At 43.2% G+C, this 16,047-nt stretch carries 16 protein-coding genes; 6 read left to right on the forward strand and 10 right to left on the reverse strand.

Features of this window, described 5'->3' with window-relative positions:
• Positions 1-53 precede the first annotated feature (53 nt).
• Complete coding sequence (locus tag ACM5QX_RS19345; protein ID WP_414755038.1) at positions 54-2,498, reverse strand: ATP-dependent Clp protease ATP-binding subunit; 2,445 nt, start codon at positions 2,496-2,498, stop codon at positions 54-56.
• Between the two features lie 232 nt (positions 2,499-2,730).
• Between ACM5QX_RS19345 and ACM5QX_RS19350 the strand changes: the two genes are divergently transcribed.
• Positions 2,731-3,027, forward strand: coding sequence for a DUF3288 family protein (locus ACM5QX_RS19350; RefSeq protein WP_011321027.1), 297 nt, complete (start codon positions 2,731-2,733; stop codon positions 3,025-3,027).
• A 34-nt stretch (positions 3,028-3,061) separates the two neighbouring features.
• Here ACM5QX_RS19350 and ACM5QX_RS19355 read toward each other — a convergent pair whose 3' ends face one another.
• The 9 genes from ACM5QX_RS19355 to ffh form a co-directional block, all read right to left on the reverse strand.
• Positions 3,062-3,802, reverse strand: coding sequence for a biotin/lipoate A/B protein ligase family protein (locus ACM5QX_RS19355; RefSeq protein ID WP_414754983.1), 741 nt, complete (start codon positions 3,800-3,802; stop codon positions 3,062-3,064).
• Positions 3,803-3,819: 17 nt separating this feature from the next.
• On the reverse strand, positions 3,820-4,299 hold the full coding sequence (locus tag ACM5QX_RS19360; protein ID WP_011321029.1) for a YbjN domain-containing protein: 480 nt from the start codon (positions 4,297-4,299) through the stop codon (positions 3,820-3,822).
• 194 nt (positions 4,300-4,493) lie between these two features.
• Positions 4,494-5,279, reverse strand: coding sequence for a DUF6816 family protein (locus ACM5QX_RS19365; RefSeq protein WP_414754984.1), 786 nt, complete (start codon positions 5,277-5,279; stop codon positions 4,494-4,496).
• A 174-nt stretch (positions 5,280-5,453) separates the two neighbouring features.
• On the reverse strand, positions 5,454-5,858 hold the full coding sequence (locus ACM5QX_RS19370; RefSeq protein ID WP_414754985.1) for a ChuX/HutX family heme-like substrate-binding protein: 405 nt from the start codon (positions 5,856-5,858) through the stop codon (positions 5,454-5,456).
• A 39-nt stretch (positions 5,859-5,897) separates the two neighbouring features.
• On the reverse strand, positions 5,898-6,851 hold the full coding sequence (locus ACM5QX_RS19375) for a PhoH family protein (RefSeq protein ID WP_414754986.1): 954 nt from the start codon (positions 6,849-6,851) through the stop codon (positions 5,898-5,900).
• Between the two features lie 518 nt (positions 6,852-7,369).
• Entirely contained in the window at positions 7,370-7,546 is a 177-nt protein-coding gene (gene rpsU / locus ACM5QX_RS19380; protein WP_011321033.1) for a 30S ribosomal protein S21, read from the reverse strand.
• A 277-nt stretch (positions 7,547-7,823) separates the two neighbouring features.
• A complete protein-coding gene (locus ACM5QX_RS19385) occupies positions 7,824-8,258 on the reverse strand; it encodes a KH domain-containing protein (RefSeq protein WP_041456406.1) in 435 nt (144 codons plus the stop codon).
• Positions 8,221-8,481: a 30S ribosomal protein S16 gene (gene rpsP / locus ACM5QX_RS19390; RefSeq protein WP_010996117.1), complete on the reverse strand. Its 261-nt coding sequence runs from the start codon at positions 8,479-8,481 to the stop codon at positions 8,221-8,223. Before rpsP ends, ACM5QX_RS19385 begins: the two co-directional genes overlap by 38 nt.
• A gap of 169 nt (positions 8,482-8,650) precedes the next feature.
• A complete protein-coding gene (gene ffh / locus ACM5QX_RS19395) occupies positions 8,651-10,123 on the reverse strand; it encodes a signal recognition particle protein (RefSeq protein ID WP_011321035.1) in 1,473 nt (490 codons plus the stop codon).
• Between the two features lie 600 nt (positions 10,124-10,723).
• Here ffh and urtA point away from each other — a divergent pair.
• The 5 genes from urtA to urtE all read left to right on the forward strand — a co-directional run bounded on the left by urtA (position 10,724) and on the right by urtE (position 15,992).
• Positions 10,724-12,040: an urea ABC transporter substrate-binding protein gene (gene urtA / locus ACM5QX_RS19400; RefSeq protein ID WP_414754987.1), complete on the forward strand. Its 1,317-nt coding sequence runs from the start codon at positions 10,724-10,726 to the stop codon at positions 12,038-12,040.
• Positions 12,041-12,157: 117 nt separating this feature from the next.
• Positions 12,158-13,318 (forward strand): ABC transporter permease, encoded by a 1,161-nt coding sequence (locus tag ACM5QX_RS19405; protein WP_414754988.1) that lies wholly within the window; start codon positions 12,158-12,160, stop codon positions 13,316-13,318.
• A gap of 39 nt (positions 13,319-13,357) precedes the next feature.
• A complete protein-coding gene (gene urtC, locus ACM5QX_RS19410; protein WP_414754989.1) occupies positions 13,358-14,476 on the forward strand; it encodes an urea ABC transporter permease subunit UrtC in 1,119 nt (372 codons plus the stop codon).
• Positions 14,451-15,191: an urea ABC transporter ATP-binding protein UrtD gene (gene urtD, locus ACM5QX_RS19415; RefSeq protein ID WP_414754990.1), complete on the forward strand. Its 741-nt coding sequence runs from the start codon at positions 14,451-14,453 to the stop codon at positions 15,189-15,191. The genes urtC and urtD overlap by 26 nt, the downstream gene beginning before the upstream one ends.
• Positions 15,192-15,293: 102 nt before the next feature.
• Positions 15,294-15,992 (forward strand): urea ABC transporter ATP-binding subunit UrtE, encoded by a 699-nt coding sequence (urtE, locus tag ACM5QX_RS19420; RefSeq protein ID WP_414754991.1) that lies wholly within the window; start codon positions 15,294-15,296, stop codon positions 15,990-15,992.
• Positions 15,993-16,047 lie beyond the last annotated feature (55 nt).

The raw sequence follows: 16,047 nt of genomic DNA on the forward strand, positions 1-16,047 counted from the left end.
GGCGGCAAACAACCTATGGTTTTCAGGTATTGCCACTCTCACAGATGATAAAATTAACCAACATTTGCCAAGAGTAACTCTCTTTCTTCTGACTTGTGTATCTGTACTTGGCCATCATCGTTAACATCAGCAATGGCTGTGTCTCCCTCGGTGATTTCTCCAGACAGCAACACTTCTGCTAAGGAGTCTTCTAGGAGGCGCATGATTGCACGGCGTAATGGTCTAGCACCGTAGCTGGGGTTATAACCTTCTGTTACTACTAGTTCTTTGAACCGTTCGGTAACTTCTAAGGTAATTCCCTTCTCGGTTAGGCGGCTGGCGACATCACGCAGCATGATATCAGCGATTTGCTTGACTTCATCTCTCGACAGTTGAGTGAAGACGATGACTTCATCAAGTCGGTTGAGGAACTCAGGACGGAAGTAATTTTTCAGTTCTTCGTTGACTAAGTTGCGGATGCGGTTGTAACTAGCTTCGGCTTGGTTGTCAAATTCAAAGCCTAAACCGCCGCCACCTTTTTCAATCACTTTAGAACCGATGTTGGAAGTCAGGATAATCAAGGTGTTCTTGAAGTCCACTTTCCGACCTTTGGCATCGGTGATGTGTCCGTCATCTAAAATTTGCAGCAGCATATTGAATACATCGGGGTGCGCTTTTTCGATTTCGTCGAACAGCAACACTGTGTATGGTCTGCGCCGCACGGCTTCGGTAAGTTGTCCGCCTTCGTCGTAGCCGACGTAACCAGGAGGAGAGCCGATGAGTTTAGAGACGGTGTGGCTTTCCATGTATTCGGACATATCAAGCCGAATCATGGCATCTTCCGCGCCGAAGAAGTAAGCTGCTAATGCTTTGGCTAGTTCGGTTTTCCCTACTCCGGTAGGCCCGGAGAAGATAAAACTAGCAATGGGACGATTGGGACTCTTTAACCCGACTCTGGCGCGACGAATGGCGCGAGAAACAGATGTAACTGCTTGCTCTTGACCAATTAACCGTTTGTGGAGAGTATCTTCTAGGTGCAGAAGCAACTCTGATTCAGATTCTGTCAGCTTGTTGACTGGGACACCAGTCCAAGAGGCGACAATTTGGGCAATATCTTCTTCATCCACCACTGGTTTGATGGTTTGGCCAGTGGTGGCTGCTTGCAGTTCTGTTTCTAGGGTAATTTCTTCGTCACGGAGTTTTGCGGCTTTATCGAAGTCTTGGACTCTCACCGCTTCGTTTTTGTTTTTGGTGATGTCAGCCAGTTGACGCTTGAGTTCCTTGTTAGGGGAAATTTGCGAGTTCCGCAAGCGCACACGAGAGCCAGCTTCATCAATTAAGTCTATGGCTTTATCGGGCAGGAAGCGATCGCTAATATATCTATCAGCCAATTGCGCTGCTGCAACCACAGCTTCATCGGAAATATGTACTTTGTGGTGCTGTTCATAGGCTCCGCGCAAACCGTAGAGGATATCAATGGTTTCGGCTACGGATGGCTCCCCGACCATAATCGGTTGGAAACGTCGCTCTAAGGCTGCATCGCGTTCGATGTGTTGACGATATTCATCTAATGTGGTAGCGCCGATACATTGCAGTTCACCCCTGGCCAAGGCTGGTTTGAGGATATTGGCTGCATCTAAGCCGCCTTCTGTTCCCCCTGCACCAACTAGGGTATGAATTTCATCTATCACCAGGATGATATTACCCGCAGAACGGACTTCTTCTACGATTTTCTTGATGCGTTCTTCAAAGTCTCCCCGGAAGCGAGTTCCCGCTACCAGAGAACCCATATCCAGGCTGATGACTTGTTTATCTTGCAAAATGTCGGGGACATCTTGGTTAATAATACGCTGTGCTAAACCTTCAGCGATCGCAGTTTTACCAACCCCTGGTTCACCAATTAACACGGGGTTATTCTTGGTACGACGACCGAGAATCTGCACAGCACGCTCAATTTCTTTTTGCCGACCGACTACAGGGTCGAGTTTACCTTCTTTAGCTAATTTCGTCAGATTTCTGCCAAACTCTTCTATCGTCGGTGTTTGATTCCGTCTGGAACCACCACCACCCACAACCACGGTTGGGTCTTCGCCTAAGCGACGGATGACAGCAGAGCGGACACTCTTGAGGTCAACGCCAAGATTCTGTAAAACCTTAGCGGCGACACCTTCACCGGCTTCTGTTAACCCTAAGAGTAAATGTTCTGTGTTGATGTAGTTATTTCCGAGATTATGAGCTTCTCTAAAGGATTGCTCGAAGAGGCTTTTCACTTTCGGGGTAAAAGGAATTTCTGGTGGTACAAACCCAGAACCCCTACCAATAATTTTTTCAACCTCACGACGAGCGTCTTTGAGAGTCACACCCATCTCAGTCAGCACTTTGGCAGCAACCCCAGTTCCTTCTCCCATCAAACCCAGGAGAATTTGCTCAGTTCCTACGAAATTGTGTCCCAGGCGACGTGCTTCCTCCTGAGCGAGCATAATAACTTTGATGGCTTCGGAAGTGAAGTGTTCAAACATAGCGGGTTCTTGCTCCCTTGCTGCTTGGACTTTGGGTGATAGAAAATTCACCCTTTTGTTAAACTTTTTTGTACTTTCTTAAAGACAATGTATCTTTATCTAAGGATAGGTGACAGTGGTGAGAGCCGTATTAGCTCAGGTGTAGTTGCCGTCATGACTAATTATGGTGCGATGGCAAGAATCTGAACTCTAGACGCTGAAGGAATTTACACTCTACCTAAAGGTATAAACCATGACTGAAAACCACGGAAGTAAAGACCAACAACATCCACTCTACAACCGCGATCGCCCCTTTATAGATATTCTACTAACTCAAGAGGCGACAGACCATAATTTAGCCGAATTAGCTAGGCTCAAAATCCGCTATCAAGGCTTCCCTGGCGCAAGAGACATCCAAAACGACCTGAATAAAGTTTTGCAACAATGGGGGTTAACCGAAGCGGAACTATTCGAGAAAACCCGCCAAATACATCAAATAGGCGGTATTTATAAGAGTCGTGGTAAAAGAGATGAGCAGGATTGGAATTAAGGGGGCAGGGGGCAGGGAGCAGGGGGCAGATATCTTAATCAGGTCTTTGCGGTAGTTGCAATTTCCCTTGGATTTCATCCCACTCAGAGGGGGAGAGGGGTTGCGACTCAAGCTGTATATCAAAACAATTGTTAGCTGCTGTAATTAAAGCTGAGATAATATCATCTATACTCAGGTTAAATTTTACAGGGTTAAAATCTTCTACACCGAATACCTGTGCAAATAGTTCTGTATCTGGCTGGAGACGGATAGAACCATGTTGTAGAATTACGTCGCCGCGTCGCAACTGAGCGCTACCTATGAGTTTGCTTCCGGTTGGTAAGACTAAATCTGCACCTGTAGCTGTACCAAAACAGTTGGGATTGTGGATGTAACCACGTCCGGCTGTACCATAGTTTAATGCAAAACCGAGCGATCGCCATCCTTGGATTAAAAACTCACAAATCTTCTGGTATGCCACCAGGCGATTATCACCTAGTCCCGATGTTACCACAGCATAAGTTAAGTCACCTTGGTGGAGTACTGCCCTACCACCTGTAGGACGACGCACCAAGTCTAATTTTCGATTTTGCCAAATCAGGTTTTGCCAATGTTCTGGATATTGGCGTTGATGATACCCAAGGGAAATAGCGGGTGGCGACCAAGTGTAAAATCTTATGGTAGAAGGATGCTTACCAGATTGGTGTTGTGTTAGTAGCCAACGGTCAATTGCCATTTGTACGCTACCGGAAGCTTCTAATAAAGGAATCAGTCGCCAAACCTGCTTACTAGCCATCTAAAATTTAAAATTGCTTAAGCTGCGCCAAACTCTGATTGTAAAGCTTCGTCATTGTTATCGGCGATCGTTGCCACAATAGTAATGATCCGCGAAACTTCCCCCGGAGATAATTCTGCAAGAGTGCGTGTAGAAATAACTACTACTTGATCCTCTATAATCCCAAAACGTGCTTCAAAAGTACTGGAGCAGTTTAACTCCAACAAATGACGTAACAACTTTGGTTCATTCTTCGCTGGTAATTTGAGTACTGCTGACCAAACTGTTATCGTGTCTTCATCACTCTTGCCAGTGAGTTGCACAAATACTTCCACTGTGCCGTATTTAAACTTCCACAGATAACCACCTTCTGGAGTGTGGCTTACCATTGCGCTGTCATCTTGTTCTAGGGAGTCAATGACATTTTCAATGACTTCCACATGATTAATGCTGGTTGTCTGTGCAATGAGTTCATCTATAAATTCGTCATTAGTTAGTGTTTCTTGGTAGCTTGCCATACAGATTTTTCTCCCAACCTATTATTTGTGATCTACACATACTTTATAACTTGTGGGCTAAAATTGGCTTTAGTTTGGTAGGGTGCGTCAGTATGAATAATTTCTGAGTATAGTTAGGATCTATCACACTGACGCACCCTACTGGCGTGTCAAGGCTAAAGAAAATGTAAATTCTGATCTAAATAGGTTTTGCATTATTTAGCCGTAGGGAAAAATTCTAGGCGATAGCGATAAAGCGCCACTGGGCGATCGCCTGCGGTAAAATAATCTGGATCTTGGGGTGAAAGGTAGACAGCCGTAACTTGATCTGCTTCAATTGCTGGGGATGATGTTGAAAGTTTATGGTAGGCGGTAGTAGATTCGACCGAATTTAAGTAAGGTAGTGAACCGCCTTTAAACAATTGTTGAAAAACTTCTGTAGTAATAAATTTACCCTCTGCTGTAGTTTCCGTAGCCCTTGCCGTAACGATGGAAATTAATTGCCGTTCACCACGTAAAAATGTAATCTGACGATTAGGTGAATCTGGGTCTACTTTGACTGATAACACGGCTTCATCACCTAAATAAGACCTGGCTAAATTCAAACTGTTAAAGACTCTATCGGCTAACACAATTGTTGATTTAGCATCTATCTGAGGAAGGAATTTTAAGCCAATAGTGGGGGGTTGTACTTCTATAAATCGTACTAAAAAGCTGACGGGCTGATTTAGTTGTTCACGATTTCCTTCAAAACCAGGTGTAACAATATCCGGTGCTAAAGGTGCGGCTAAATCTACCAAGGTACTCTTAACTTCCCAAGTTCCAGCCATCCATTTAGGGTAAGCCAAATCCCCCTTTGCTGGCTGCACAGAAGTTAATTTTTTCCACTGGGGGAAATGTGCCAAGCGTTCAGATAGTTCACCTGCATTTGCATCACCATTCCACCCCAGTAACAAGAAAATAATTAAGCAAAAACTCCAAATAGCTTTTATTGTCAGCATTATCTATTTATAGCGATTTCCAATTAAGGGAGGTACATAAATAATATTTTTAAACGCGGAGGGGCGCAGTAGACGCGCAGGCTGGAAAACGCAGAGGGGCGCGGAGGGTTGGTGAATTTTATTAGCGGTGTACTCAGTATCTCAGCAGGTTGGTAAACGCTATGTTATGTGTAATCAAAGTTGTACTGGTGAGGGTTCCCAAACTTCGCCGTACTTTTCTTTTAAAGCGTGCCAAGCTTCTACTTGTCCTGGTTCATATTCTCCAGGTTTACCCCATTGCAAGAATAAGCTTAAAGCTGACTCTTGTTTCTCATCTAAAAAACGGATAGCGTAGGTTGTGAAATTGCCTCTTTTGGCTTCACCAGTTTCAAATTTTACTTGCGTAATTTTTTCCATATTCAAGTGAAATTCAAAGCCTTCTGTGTGCATATTGGCATATTTACCTTTAGCTAATTCTGCATAGAATAGCTTTTCTATTTTTCCCCGTGCTTCTAATACAGCCGCGCTACTAGTAACAATTAACCGCAGTGTCCCCAGTGCTTCACAAGCTTCCAAAAAATCTTTCAGACTATGACTCATACCCGTTACCATTCCTTAGTAATGACTATTGACTATTGACTATTTCTCATACTGTTCGTAGGCGCTGACAATGCGCTGAACTAGAGGATGACGCACGACATCTTTTTGGGTAAATTCGCAAACAGCAATACCTTCAACGTGTTTGAGAACTTGTAAAGCCACTGTCAAACCTGATTGTTGATTGATTGGTAAATCAGTTTGTGTGATGTCGCCTGTAATTACCATGCGAGAACGGAAACCCAAACGAGTTAAAACCATTTTCATTTGGGCGGGTGTGGTATTTTGGGCTTCATCAACAATCACAAAAGCATGGTTTAGGGTGCGTCCCCGCATATAGGCGAGGGGTGCAACTTCAATAATTCCCCGTTCTATCAAATTGGGGACTTTCTCTTGGTCAATGAATTCGTAAATTGCATCGTAAAGTGGACGCAGATAGGGATTAATTTTCTGCTGCAAATCCCCTGGTAAAAACCCCAGTCTTTCACCAGCTTCTACCGCCGGACGTGTCAAAATTAGCTTTTCTACCTGATTGGCGAGGAGTGCTTGGACGGCGAGGACAACGGCCAAATATGTTTTACCAGTCCCCGCCGGGCCAATACAGAAGGTGAGGTCACGTTTGCGGATGGCTTCGATATACTGGCGTTGTCTGAAGGTTTTAGCTCGGACTTCTTCGCCCCGGCGGGTTCTGGCTAGGACATCTCGCTGTAGTTCTTGTAGTTCATATTCGCGGTGATTATCTACAGCTTGACGAGCTGTTAATATATCAGCACTGGAGATAGTGTTGCCCTGAATCCAGATACTTTCTAGCGATCGCACTAATTTTGTCGCTAAATCTCTTTGCGTTTCTGTACCATAGATATGTAACTCTTGCCCACGCAGTACTAAGGTGGCTCCTGTTTGCTGGGAGAGAATTTTGAAATTTTCTTCTCTGTCACCTGCAAGAGCGATCGCACTGGGAATGTTAGGCAGCTGAATTATGAAAGCATCTGCCATAAGTATTTTTGTAATATATTAAGCAGTAATTTTGACTCGCTTTGCGTGTCAGTTGTTAGTTGTTTTTGATTTGCTTTAATGTTTTTATCTCATTTTAGAGTGGTTTATTTTTATACTATTCTATAGTAAATATTTATTTAATCCTAGATTCTATAAAGGTTTTATCTAGATTCAAGGAGAAAATTCGTTTCTATAATTTGTTAATAATAAAATATTTCATTTTATTTAAATATTTATCAAGTAGAGACGCAATAACGTCTCCACTTTTTCCAGGTTTGCGCTAAAAAATCACTACAAACCCTTAATTCACCCAAGGAATATTAAGTTCACCACCTTAACCAAAGGCTTTGCTCTGATTTAACGTGAGTTCGACGGAACCTAACCCCAACCCCTTCCCTACAAGGGAAGAGGCTAAAAACCTATAACTGAGTATCAAAGAATCAGGGTTTTAAGCCTCTCTCCGCGTCGGGGAGAGGTTTGGAGAGGGGTTATTCCGAATTTATCGAACTCGCGTTGATTTAGTTGCGACCACCCTTGCGTGCAGCTTCTGCTTTGCGCTTGCGGCGCAAACTGGGTTTTTCGTATCTTTCCCGACGTTTGACTTCTGATAAAATCCCGGCTTTTTGAATTTTCTTTTTAAAACGTCTAATTGCCGAGTCAATAGACTCATTCTCACCCAAACGGACTTCAGCCACTCCCTGGATTCACCTCCTGGCAGAGATTCTCACAGTTGTGTATAACCATCATTAACTGTATACGGTGGGTAAATTTTACAGGTAGCTGCAAAAAGATGCTGACATCTTTTAACCACTACCTCAGTTTATCGAAGTTTCTGAGCGGAGTTAACTAAAACCGCTCAGGCTTCTTCTCTATTGTTAGCCTAGTACAGCACAGGTTAAATCAATTAACCATTCAAAATATGTGAAAAGCTTGCTGAAGAGCTTTTTGAATTTTGAATTCCGTGTAGGGGCGCTAACGGGTGCGTGGTTTAACAACCGGTCGCGGTGGGGCGTTTCCGCTTCTTTCTCGTGATATTGGCAAAGGTGTGCGTTCTTGTTGATCTTCCTCAACAAACATTCCTTCTCGGCCTGGAGTGGTGCTGCCGTAAATGTCCAGGTAAACTGATTGTCCAGCAAGTTCTGCCGCAGCAGAAATCACTGTGCGAATCGCCTGAATATTACGACCTCCCCGACCAAAAACTTTCCCTTTATCTGCACTTTCAAAGGCGATGCGAACCCAAGCCCGTTTCAGGGTTGGAGAAATTTCACAATCGACGCTTAAAGACTCTGGAGCTTCTAAAAATGGCTGCATCAAGAACTTGACTAGCCCGACGTAATTTGGGCTAGCTGTTAATGAGTTAGCTGTAAGACTATGATGCGGGTTTTGCACTGACCTGTTCAAAGACATTTTGTTTTTGTAAGATGCGACGTACCGTGTCAGTAGGTTGAGCGCCTTGCTGTAGTCGCTTGACGATACCAGGAACATCCAATCGCACTTCATCAGTTCTAGGATTGTAATATCCCAGTTCTTCCAAGGGGCGACCGTCGCGGCGAGAAAGGTTATTCATAGCGACAATACGGTAGCTCGCTTCCCGCTTTTTACCGAATCGTTTCAAGCGCAGTTTGATCATGATTGAAGAAACATTCTCCTGTTTGTGGATAATTAAGGAAGCGGCTATCTTAAATCCCGGACTTCCTTGATGGAAATGCTAATTTTAACACTTGCTAAGGGTTTAGTGCTATTGGTCGTTAGTCAAAAGTCCATAGTCCGTAGTCAAAACCCTAATCTTTGACAGTTAGCTACAGATTTCCAAAACCTTTTTTCTTTTTGTCTTTAGGTTTTTTCTTTTTCGTACCTGCGCCGCCGCCATTGTAGCCGCGCCAGCCGGGGGCTGCGGGACGGTTACCGCCACCACCGAACATATTACCCATTCCACCACCGCCACCGCCAAACATTCCGGGCATTCCGGGGAAATTACCTTGACCCATTTGCTGCATGAGCGATCGCATTTTTTGGAAATCAGCCACTAGTTTATTCACATCTGCTTCCTTATAACCAGAGCCAGAAGCAATCCGTCGCCGTCGGTTGGGGGAACTTGCCAATAAATCAGGGTCGCGGCGTTCTTGGATGGTCATGGAATTAATCATCGCCTCACACCGCTTGAGTTGGGTTTCTCCCTGCTTTAGCTGATCATCTGAGAGTTTACCCATCCCCGGAATCATCTTCAGAAGACCCCCCAGCGATCCCATATTTTTCAACATCCGCAGTTGCTTGACAAAGTCGGTAAAGTCAAACTTCGCTGACAGGATTTTCTCCTGCATTTTCTCAGCATCAGCTAAGTCAAACTCTTCCTGGGCTTTTTCTACCAAGGTCAGCACGTCACCCATACCCAATATTCGGGAAGCCATGCGGTCTGGGTAAAATGGTTGTAGGGCTTCGACCTTTTCCCCCACACCCACAAACTTAATCGGCGCTCCCGAAATTTGCCGTACCGATAAAGCCGCACCACCACGGCTATCACCATCCATTTTGGTGAGAATTGCCCCAGTAATACCTATTTGCTCATGAAAGGTACGGGTGAGGTTAGCAGCTTCTTGACCAGTCATGGAATCCACCACCAACAATGTTTCGTGGGGTTGGACTGTTTCTTTTATCCTGGCTAATTCCGCCATCATGTCTTCGTCAATTTGCAGACGACCTGCTGTATCAATGATGACTGTGTTCACGCCCTCTGCTTTGGCACGTTCCACACCTTGACGGGCAATTTCTACCGGGTCTGCATCGCTTCCCAGTTCAAATACTGGTACGTCAATTTGTTTACCTAGTGTGAGCAACTGGTCAATAGCGGCTGGACGATATACGTCTGTGGCTACTAACAAACAACTGCGTTCTAATTTCCGTAAATGTAAAGCTAATTTGGCGGTGGCTGTGGTTTTCCCAGTACCTTGTAAACCAGCCATCAAAACAATTGTGGGCTTTTGTTCCACTTCCGCCAGGGGAACATTCTCTTCCCCCATTACCTGTACTAGCTCATCGTAAACAATCTTGATGAACTGCTGGTCAGGTCGCACGCCGCTAATAACTTCGGCTCCCTGCGCCTTGGCTTCAACTTCGCTAATAAAATCTTTGACTACTTGGAGGTTAACATCTGCTTCCAACAGGGCGCGGCGCACTTCCCGCAAAGCATCTTGAATGTTAGATTCAGAAATTTTATCTTGCCCGCGCAGCTTTTTCCAGGCGGATTCTAAACGGTCTGCTAATGCGTCAAACATATCTTAGTTACAGTTATTGAGCCAATGAGGTGTCCGAACCAGCTAGAGAATGCGATTCAGGAATTTTTATAATGTGCTATTTACCAGCTTAGTAGTTTTTCCCGCGACTTGAGCAGGAGGATACCATTAATCTGTTGAATGTCAATGATGAGTCCGTAATTAAAGAATGAGCCGATGATGTCGCATCCTTATAATTAGTCCACAGGAAAGCAGCCGAACAAACAGCATTGGCAGAATACGGGTAATTTGACTGTCCTAGTGTCTCTACTTGGCTTGTCGAAGGAGCTTGATTGGATACTTGAGATGGTAAAACAAACGATTAACTGGTAACAAAATTGTCTTGTCCCAACCCTAAATCTACGACATATAGAGGAGCGCTAGTTCAGATACCTGTTAGGTCAACCGTTTAATATCTGCACAGTTATAAATATTACTTTGAGTTTTAGTTAATTAGATTAATTTTTATTTAAAGGAATTAGAATTTAGTATCAAAAATAACAATTCGATGGTTAAATATCAAACTAATATCACAATCTAAAGCTTGACCTTGTGAACTCTCAGGGAGCTAGCTGATTCATCAAGGGGAAATTTAACCAAGATATGAGTAGACGAATTAACCGACGCAGATTTTTAATTTACGGCTCTGCAACTATTGGTAGCAGCATCTTACTGAAGGCTTGCGCTAATAGCACCCCGAACGCTACAAATAGTCCAAGCACCTCTGGGAATGCTTCTCCTGTGGCTGCTAGTGGTGGTAACACGATCAAGATAGGTATTCTACACTCCCTCAGTGGCACAATGTCTATCAGTGAAAAAAGCGTTGTGGATGCTGAGAAATTAGCTATCAAAGAAATTAACGCGGCTGGTGGTGTTTTAGGTAAGCAGATTGAAGCCATTGTTGAGGATGGTGCTTCTAACTGGGATACTTTTAGAGAAAAAGCCACCAAATTGATTGATCAAGATAAAGTAGCTGTAGTTTTTGGTTGTTGGACTTCAGCTAGCCGCAAAAATGTCAAGCCAGTATTTGAAAGTAAAGACCATATGCTGTGGTATCCCGTGCAGTATGAAGGTCAAGAGTGTTCTAAAAACATTTTTTACACAGGTGCAGCACCAAATCAACAAATTGAACCTTCTGTTGATTGGTTGTTAAAAAATAAGGGTAAGGAATTCTTTTTAGTCGGCTCAGACTATGTTTTCCCTCGGACGGCTAACACTATTATCAAAGCCCAATTAGAAGCTTTAGGTGGAAAAACAGTTGGTGAAGATTATTTACCATTAGGTAATACAGAAGTTACACCAATTATCACCAAAATTAAACAAACATTACCCAATGGTGGGGTAATTTATAACACTTTAAATGGTGATAGTAACGTAGCTTTCTTCAAACAGTTGAAAGGTGCTGGATTAACACCGGATAAATACCCTTCTATGTCTGTAAGTATTGCCGAAGAAGAAGTTAAAGCAATCGGTGTTGAGTATTTAAAAGGTCACTATGCTGCTTGGAATTATTTCCAAACAGTAGATACTCCTGCTAATAAGAAATTTGTTGAAGCTTTTAAAAAAGAATATGGTGCAGACCGGGTAACAAATGACCCGATGGAAGCTGCATATATCGCTGTGTATTTGTGGAAACAAGCAGTAGAAAAAGCGGGTAGTCCTGATTTAGCTAAAGTGCGGGCGGCGGCTTATGGTCAAACCATAGATGCACCTGAAGGAAAGGTGACAGTCAATGCTAATCATCACATATCTAAAGTTGTGCGGATTGGTGAAGTTAGAGATGATGGTTTGTTTGATATTGTTTATGCTACACCTGCACCAGTTGAGCCGGTTCCTTGGAATCAATTTGTGAAGGAAACTAAAGGATTTGCTTGCGATTGGTCAGATCCAGCTAAGGGTGGTAAGTACAAAAAAGCTTAATTAGTCAATTGTCAATGGTCATTAGTCATTAGTTAATAGTCTAGATTGTTACTTTTGACTATTGACCTTGGACTTTTGACTCTTGATTGAAAATAAGCCTATAGCTGGTGAATAAAAATGTTAACAGGTTTTTTGGATGCTGTATTTAATGGTATTAGCATCGGTTCTGTGCTATTAATCGCCGCCTTGGGATTAGCCATTATTTTTGGCTTGATGGGAGTGATTAATATGGCGCATGGCGAATTGATGATGTTTGGGGCTTATACAACATTTGTTGTACAGAATGGCTGTAAACAATTGGGCGGTTTTTGGTTTGAGATTTATATATTTCTGGCGTTAATTATTGCTTTCTTTTTCACTGCATTTATTGGATTAATTCTGGAAAGAGGTGTGATTCGTCACCTCTATGGAAGACCTCTAGAAACGTTGCTAGCAACTTGGGGCGTAAGTTTAATTTTCCAGCAGTTTGTTCGTAGTGTGAATTGGGTTTTAGTAATTGGCTTGGGCTTGTTTTCCCTGTTGTTTTTTGGGGGGTTATGGGTTTTAAATTCCCGCGCAAATTTAGAGAGAATTCGTAATTGGGTTGTGGCGGTGATTTTCTTGCTATCTTTGGGGGTGACAATCACCACAGGTAACTTATTAAGTCAAACTTATCGACTAGCAGTAACTCAACCTTGGTTTGGGGCGCAAAATGTTGATGTGACTGCGCCTAGTTGGTTACAAACTGGTATATCTTTAGGTGGTGTGCAGTTACCATTTGCCAGGTTATTTATTATTGCTTTGACAATAATTTGTGTGGGGGGAATTTATCTATTTTTACAGCGTTCTAGCTGGGGATTAAGAATTCGGGCTGTGACACAAAACCGGAGTATGAGTGCTTGTTTGGGTATCCCCACGCAAAAAGTTGATGCGATTACCTTTGCTTTGGGTTCTGGTTTGGCGGGTGTGGCTGGGTGTGCGATTAGTTTGCTTGGTTCTGTGGGGCCAAATACCGGACAAAATTATATTATCGATACTTTCATGGTGGTGGTTGTTGGGGGTGTGGGTAACTTAGCCGGTACTATTGTCGCTGCTTTGGGAATTGGGACTGCTAACTTTTTAATTGGTTCTGGGACTATAGCTTTGTTATCAACTCCTGTTAAACCTCTAGCAGATTTCTTGACGTTTTTTGCTACCACAAGTATGGCAAAGGTGATGGTATTTGTGTTGATTATTTTATTTTTGCAGTGGAAGCCGGCGGGGATTTTTCCGCAGAAGGGACGTAGTGTTGATGTTTAATTTTTTTAATCTCACGCAGAGACGCGGAGGGCGCAGAGAATGAAGCAGGGAGGACGGTTGATATTAATTGAGGTTGGGGTGGTGGTGGCGATCGCTCTCGTCCTGATTTTAATTATGCCATTGGTGTTGTCAGAGTTTCGCTTAAATTTGTTGGGGCGTTTTTTGTCACTGGCGATTGTGGCTTTGGGGATTGATTTGATTTGGGGTTACACTGGCTTACTCAGTTTAGGACACGGGATTTTCTTTGGGTTGGGTGGATATGCGATCGCTATGTACCTGAAGTTACAAATCCCAGAGGGTGAGTTACCTGATTTTATGGGATTGTATGGTGTGACGGAACTTCCTTGGTTTTGGCGACCTTTTTATTCTTTCCCCATAGCGGTGGCGGCTGTAGTGGTAATTCCAGGGTTGCTGGCGGGGTTGTTAGGATATCTGGTATTTCGCAACCGGATTAAGGGTGTTTATTTTTCGATTTTGACCCAAGCGGCAATTATCGTATTTTTCAATTTTTTTAACGGTCAACAGCAATTTTTTAATGGGACAAATGGGCTAATAGATTTTACAACTTTGTTTGGTGCAACTGTCAGCGACCCAAAAACAAAATTTATTTTCTACACCCTCACCGTCTTGTTTCTCGCTGCTACCTACGGGATTTGTCGCTGGTTGACTAGCGGACGCTTTGGACGACTGTTAATTGCCATTCGAGACGATGAAAGTCGTGTAAGGTTCTCTGGCTATGACCCTACAGATTTTAAAACATTAGTCTTTGCCGTTTCTGGTGCGATCGCTGGTATTGCAGGAGCATTTTACACCCTGCAAAGTGGTTCTGTCTCTCCTAGAGCAATGGATATTGCTTTTTCCATTGAAATGGTGATTTGGGTAGCTGTGGGGGGACGTGCTACATTAATCGGGGCAGTTTTGGGAACTTTATTAGTTAATTATGCCCGTGCTTTTTTGAGTGAACAATTTGCCGAAATCTGGCTATTTTTCCAAGGTGCATTATTTTTAATTGTTGTGACCGTCCTTCCTGATGGCTTAGTAGGATGGTTGCGTAGTCAAAATATTCCTTTTCTCAAACGCCCTCAACAAATTTCTACATATCCCAGTTTGGAAGAAGACCCAGAAGTACAACATGAACGCCAAAATCTTGGAAACTGAAAATGTTACTGTGAGCTTTGATGGTTTTAAAGCTCTCAACCAACTAAATTTTAGTATGGATGTGGGAGAATTGCGAGTAGTAATTGGCCCTAATGGTGCGGGTAAAACCACATTTTTGGATGTAATTACAGGGAAAGTCCAACCAACGATAGGCAGAGTTTTATTCAAAGGCAAAAACCTGCGTTCTTTACGTGAACATCAAATTGCGCGGCGGGGAATCGGGCGCAAATTCCAAACACCTAGAGTTTATCTCAATCTCACGCCACGGGAAAATTTGGAAATTACCAGCAACCGGAATAAAAATGTTTTTTCTACATTATTTGGGCGTTCTCAACCTACGGAAGAAAATAGTATTAAAGGTTTATTAGAAACCATTGGCTTAACTCCTAAAGCAGATATACCCGCAGCTTTGTTATCTCATGGAGAAAAGCAACGCTTAGAAATTGGAATGTTAGTTGGACAATCTCCAGATTTATTACTTGTAGATGAACCAGTTGCAGGTTTAACTGATGAAGAAACTTATAATATTGGCGAGTTACTTTTAACATTAGCGCAGAGTCATTCCATTTTAGTAATTGAACATGATATGGAATTTGTGCGACAAATCGCTAAAAAAGTCACAGTTTTACATGAAGGTTCGGTACTCTGTGAAGGTAATTTTGAGGAAGTGCAAAATGATCCTCGTGTCGTTGAAGTTTATTTGGGACAACAATGAGGGGTGTAGGGGTGTAGGAATGTGGGGAATCAAGACAACAGACGCGATTAATCATATATCTAACAATTGTACAGACGCGATTAATCGCGTCTCTGAACCAATATGCTAAATATTTCTAACCTTAACGTTTACTACGGCGAAAGCCATATTCTCCGCAACGTAGATTTAACTGTACCAAATGGGCAAATGATTTGCCTAATTGGACGCAATGGTGTAGGTAAAACAACCCTACTCAAAACTATTATGGGCTTGCTGAAACCTCGCAGTGGCACTATTAACTTAGCCGGGAATTTAATCAACTCCAAATCTCCAGATCAAAGGGCGAAAATGGGGATAGGTTATGTTCCCCAAGGACGAGATATCATTCCGCGTTTGACAGTCAAGGAAAATTTGCTGCTGGGGTTGGAAGCTAGACAGAAACAGATGAAAAAAGCGGAAATTCCCGAAGAAATTTTTAGCTTATTTCCTTTGTTGAAAACCATGTTGTCGCGGATGGGTGGTGATTTAAGTGGTGGACAACAGCAACAACTGGCGATCGCTCGTGCTTTAATGGGACAGCCTCAATTATTGGTTTTAGATGAACCCACAGAAGGGATTCAACCTTCCATCATCCTAGAAATTGAAGCAGCCGTCCGTCGCATTATTGAAACTACGGGCATTTCTGTTTTACTTGTAGAACAACATTTACACTTTGTCCGTCAGGCTGATTACTATTACGCTATGCAAAAGGGGGCTATTGTTGCATCTGGTTCTACTGATGAACTTAGTCAGGATGTGATTCAACGGTTTTTGGCGGTTTAGCTCACGCAGTGGCGCTAAGGCGGAACCCGCAGGGTGGCGCGGAGACGCAGAGAGG

The sequence above is a fragment of the Anabaena sp. CCY 9910 genome, from assembly GCF_963920875.1.
In the GTDB taxonomy this organism is placed as follows: domain Bacteria; phylum Cyanobacteriota; class Cyanobacteriia; order Cyanobacteriales; family Nostocaceae; genus Trichormus; species Trichormus variabilis.

Coding starts and splice junctions, on each gene's coding strand:
- ACM5QX_RS19365 (WP_414754984.1), bottom strand. CDS start 5,279: ATGCTGACAATAAAAGCTATTTGGAGTTTTTGCTTAATTATTTTCTTG.
- urtE (WP_414754991.1), top strand. CDS start 15,294: ATGCTAAATATTTCTAACCTTAACGTTTACTACGGCGAAAGCCATATT.
- urtC (WP_414754989.1), top strand. CDS start 13,358: ATGAAGCAGGGAGGACGGTTGATATTAATTGAGGTTGGGGTGGTGGTG.
- ACM5QX_RS19350 (WP_011321027.1), top strand. CDS start 2,731: ATGACTGAAAACCACGGAAGTAAAGACCAACAACATCCACTCTACAAC.
- ACM5QX_RS19345 (WP_414755038.1), bottom strand. CDS start 2,498: ATGTTTGAACACTTCACTTCCGAAGCCATCAAAGTTATTATGCTCGCT.
- ACM5QX_RS19385 (WP_041456406.1), bottom strand. CDS start 8,258: ATGTCTTTGAACAGGTCAGTGCAAAACCCGCATCATAGTCTTACAGCT.
- rpsP (WP_010996117.1), bottom strand. CDS start 8,481: ATGATCAAACTGCGCTTGAAACGATTCGGTAAAAAGCGGGAAGCGAGC.
- ACM5QX_RS19405 (WP_414754988.1), top strand. CDS start 12,158: ATGTTAACAGGTTTTTTGGATGCTGTATTTAATGGTATTAGCATCGGT.
- ACM5QX_RS19370 (WP_414754985.1), bottom strand. CDS start 5,858: ATGAGTCATAGTCTGAAAGATTTTTTGGAAGCTTGTGAAGCACTGGGG.
- urtD (WP_414754990.1), top strand. CDS start 14,451: ATGAACGCCAAAATCTTGGAAACTGAAAATGTTACTGTGAGCTTTGAT.
- ACM5QX_RS19360 (WP_011321029.1), bottom strand. CDS start 4,299: ATGGCAAGCTACCAAGAAACACTAACTAATGACGAATTTATAGATGAA.
- ACM5QX_RS19355 (WP_414754983.1), bottom strand. CDS start 3,802: ATGGCTAGTAAGCAGGTTTGGCGACTGATTCCTTTATTAGAAGCTTCC.
- ACM5QX_RS19375 (WP_414754986.1), bottom strand. CDS start 6,851: ATGGCAGATGCTTTCATAATTCAGCTGCCTAACATTCCCAGTGCGATC.
- ffh (WP_011321035.1), bottom strand. CDS start 10,123: ATGTTTGACGCATTAGCAGACCGTTTAGAATCCGCCTGGAAAAAGCTG.
- urtA (WP_414754987.1), top strand. CDS start 10,724: ATGAGTAGACGAATTAACCGACGCAGATTTTTAATTTACGGCTCTGCA.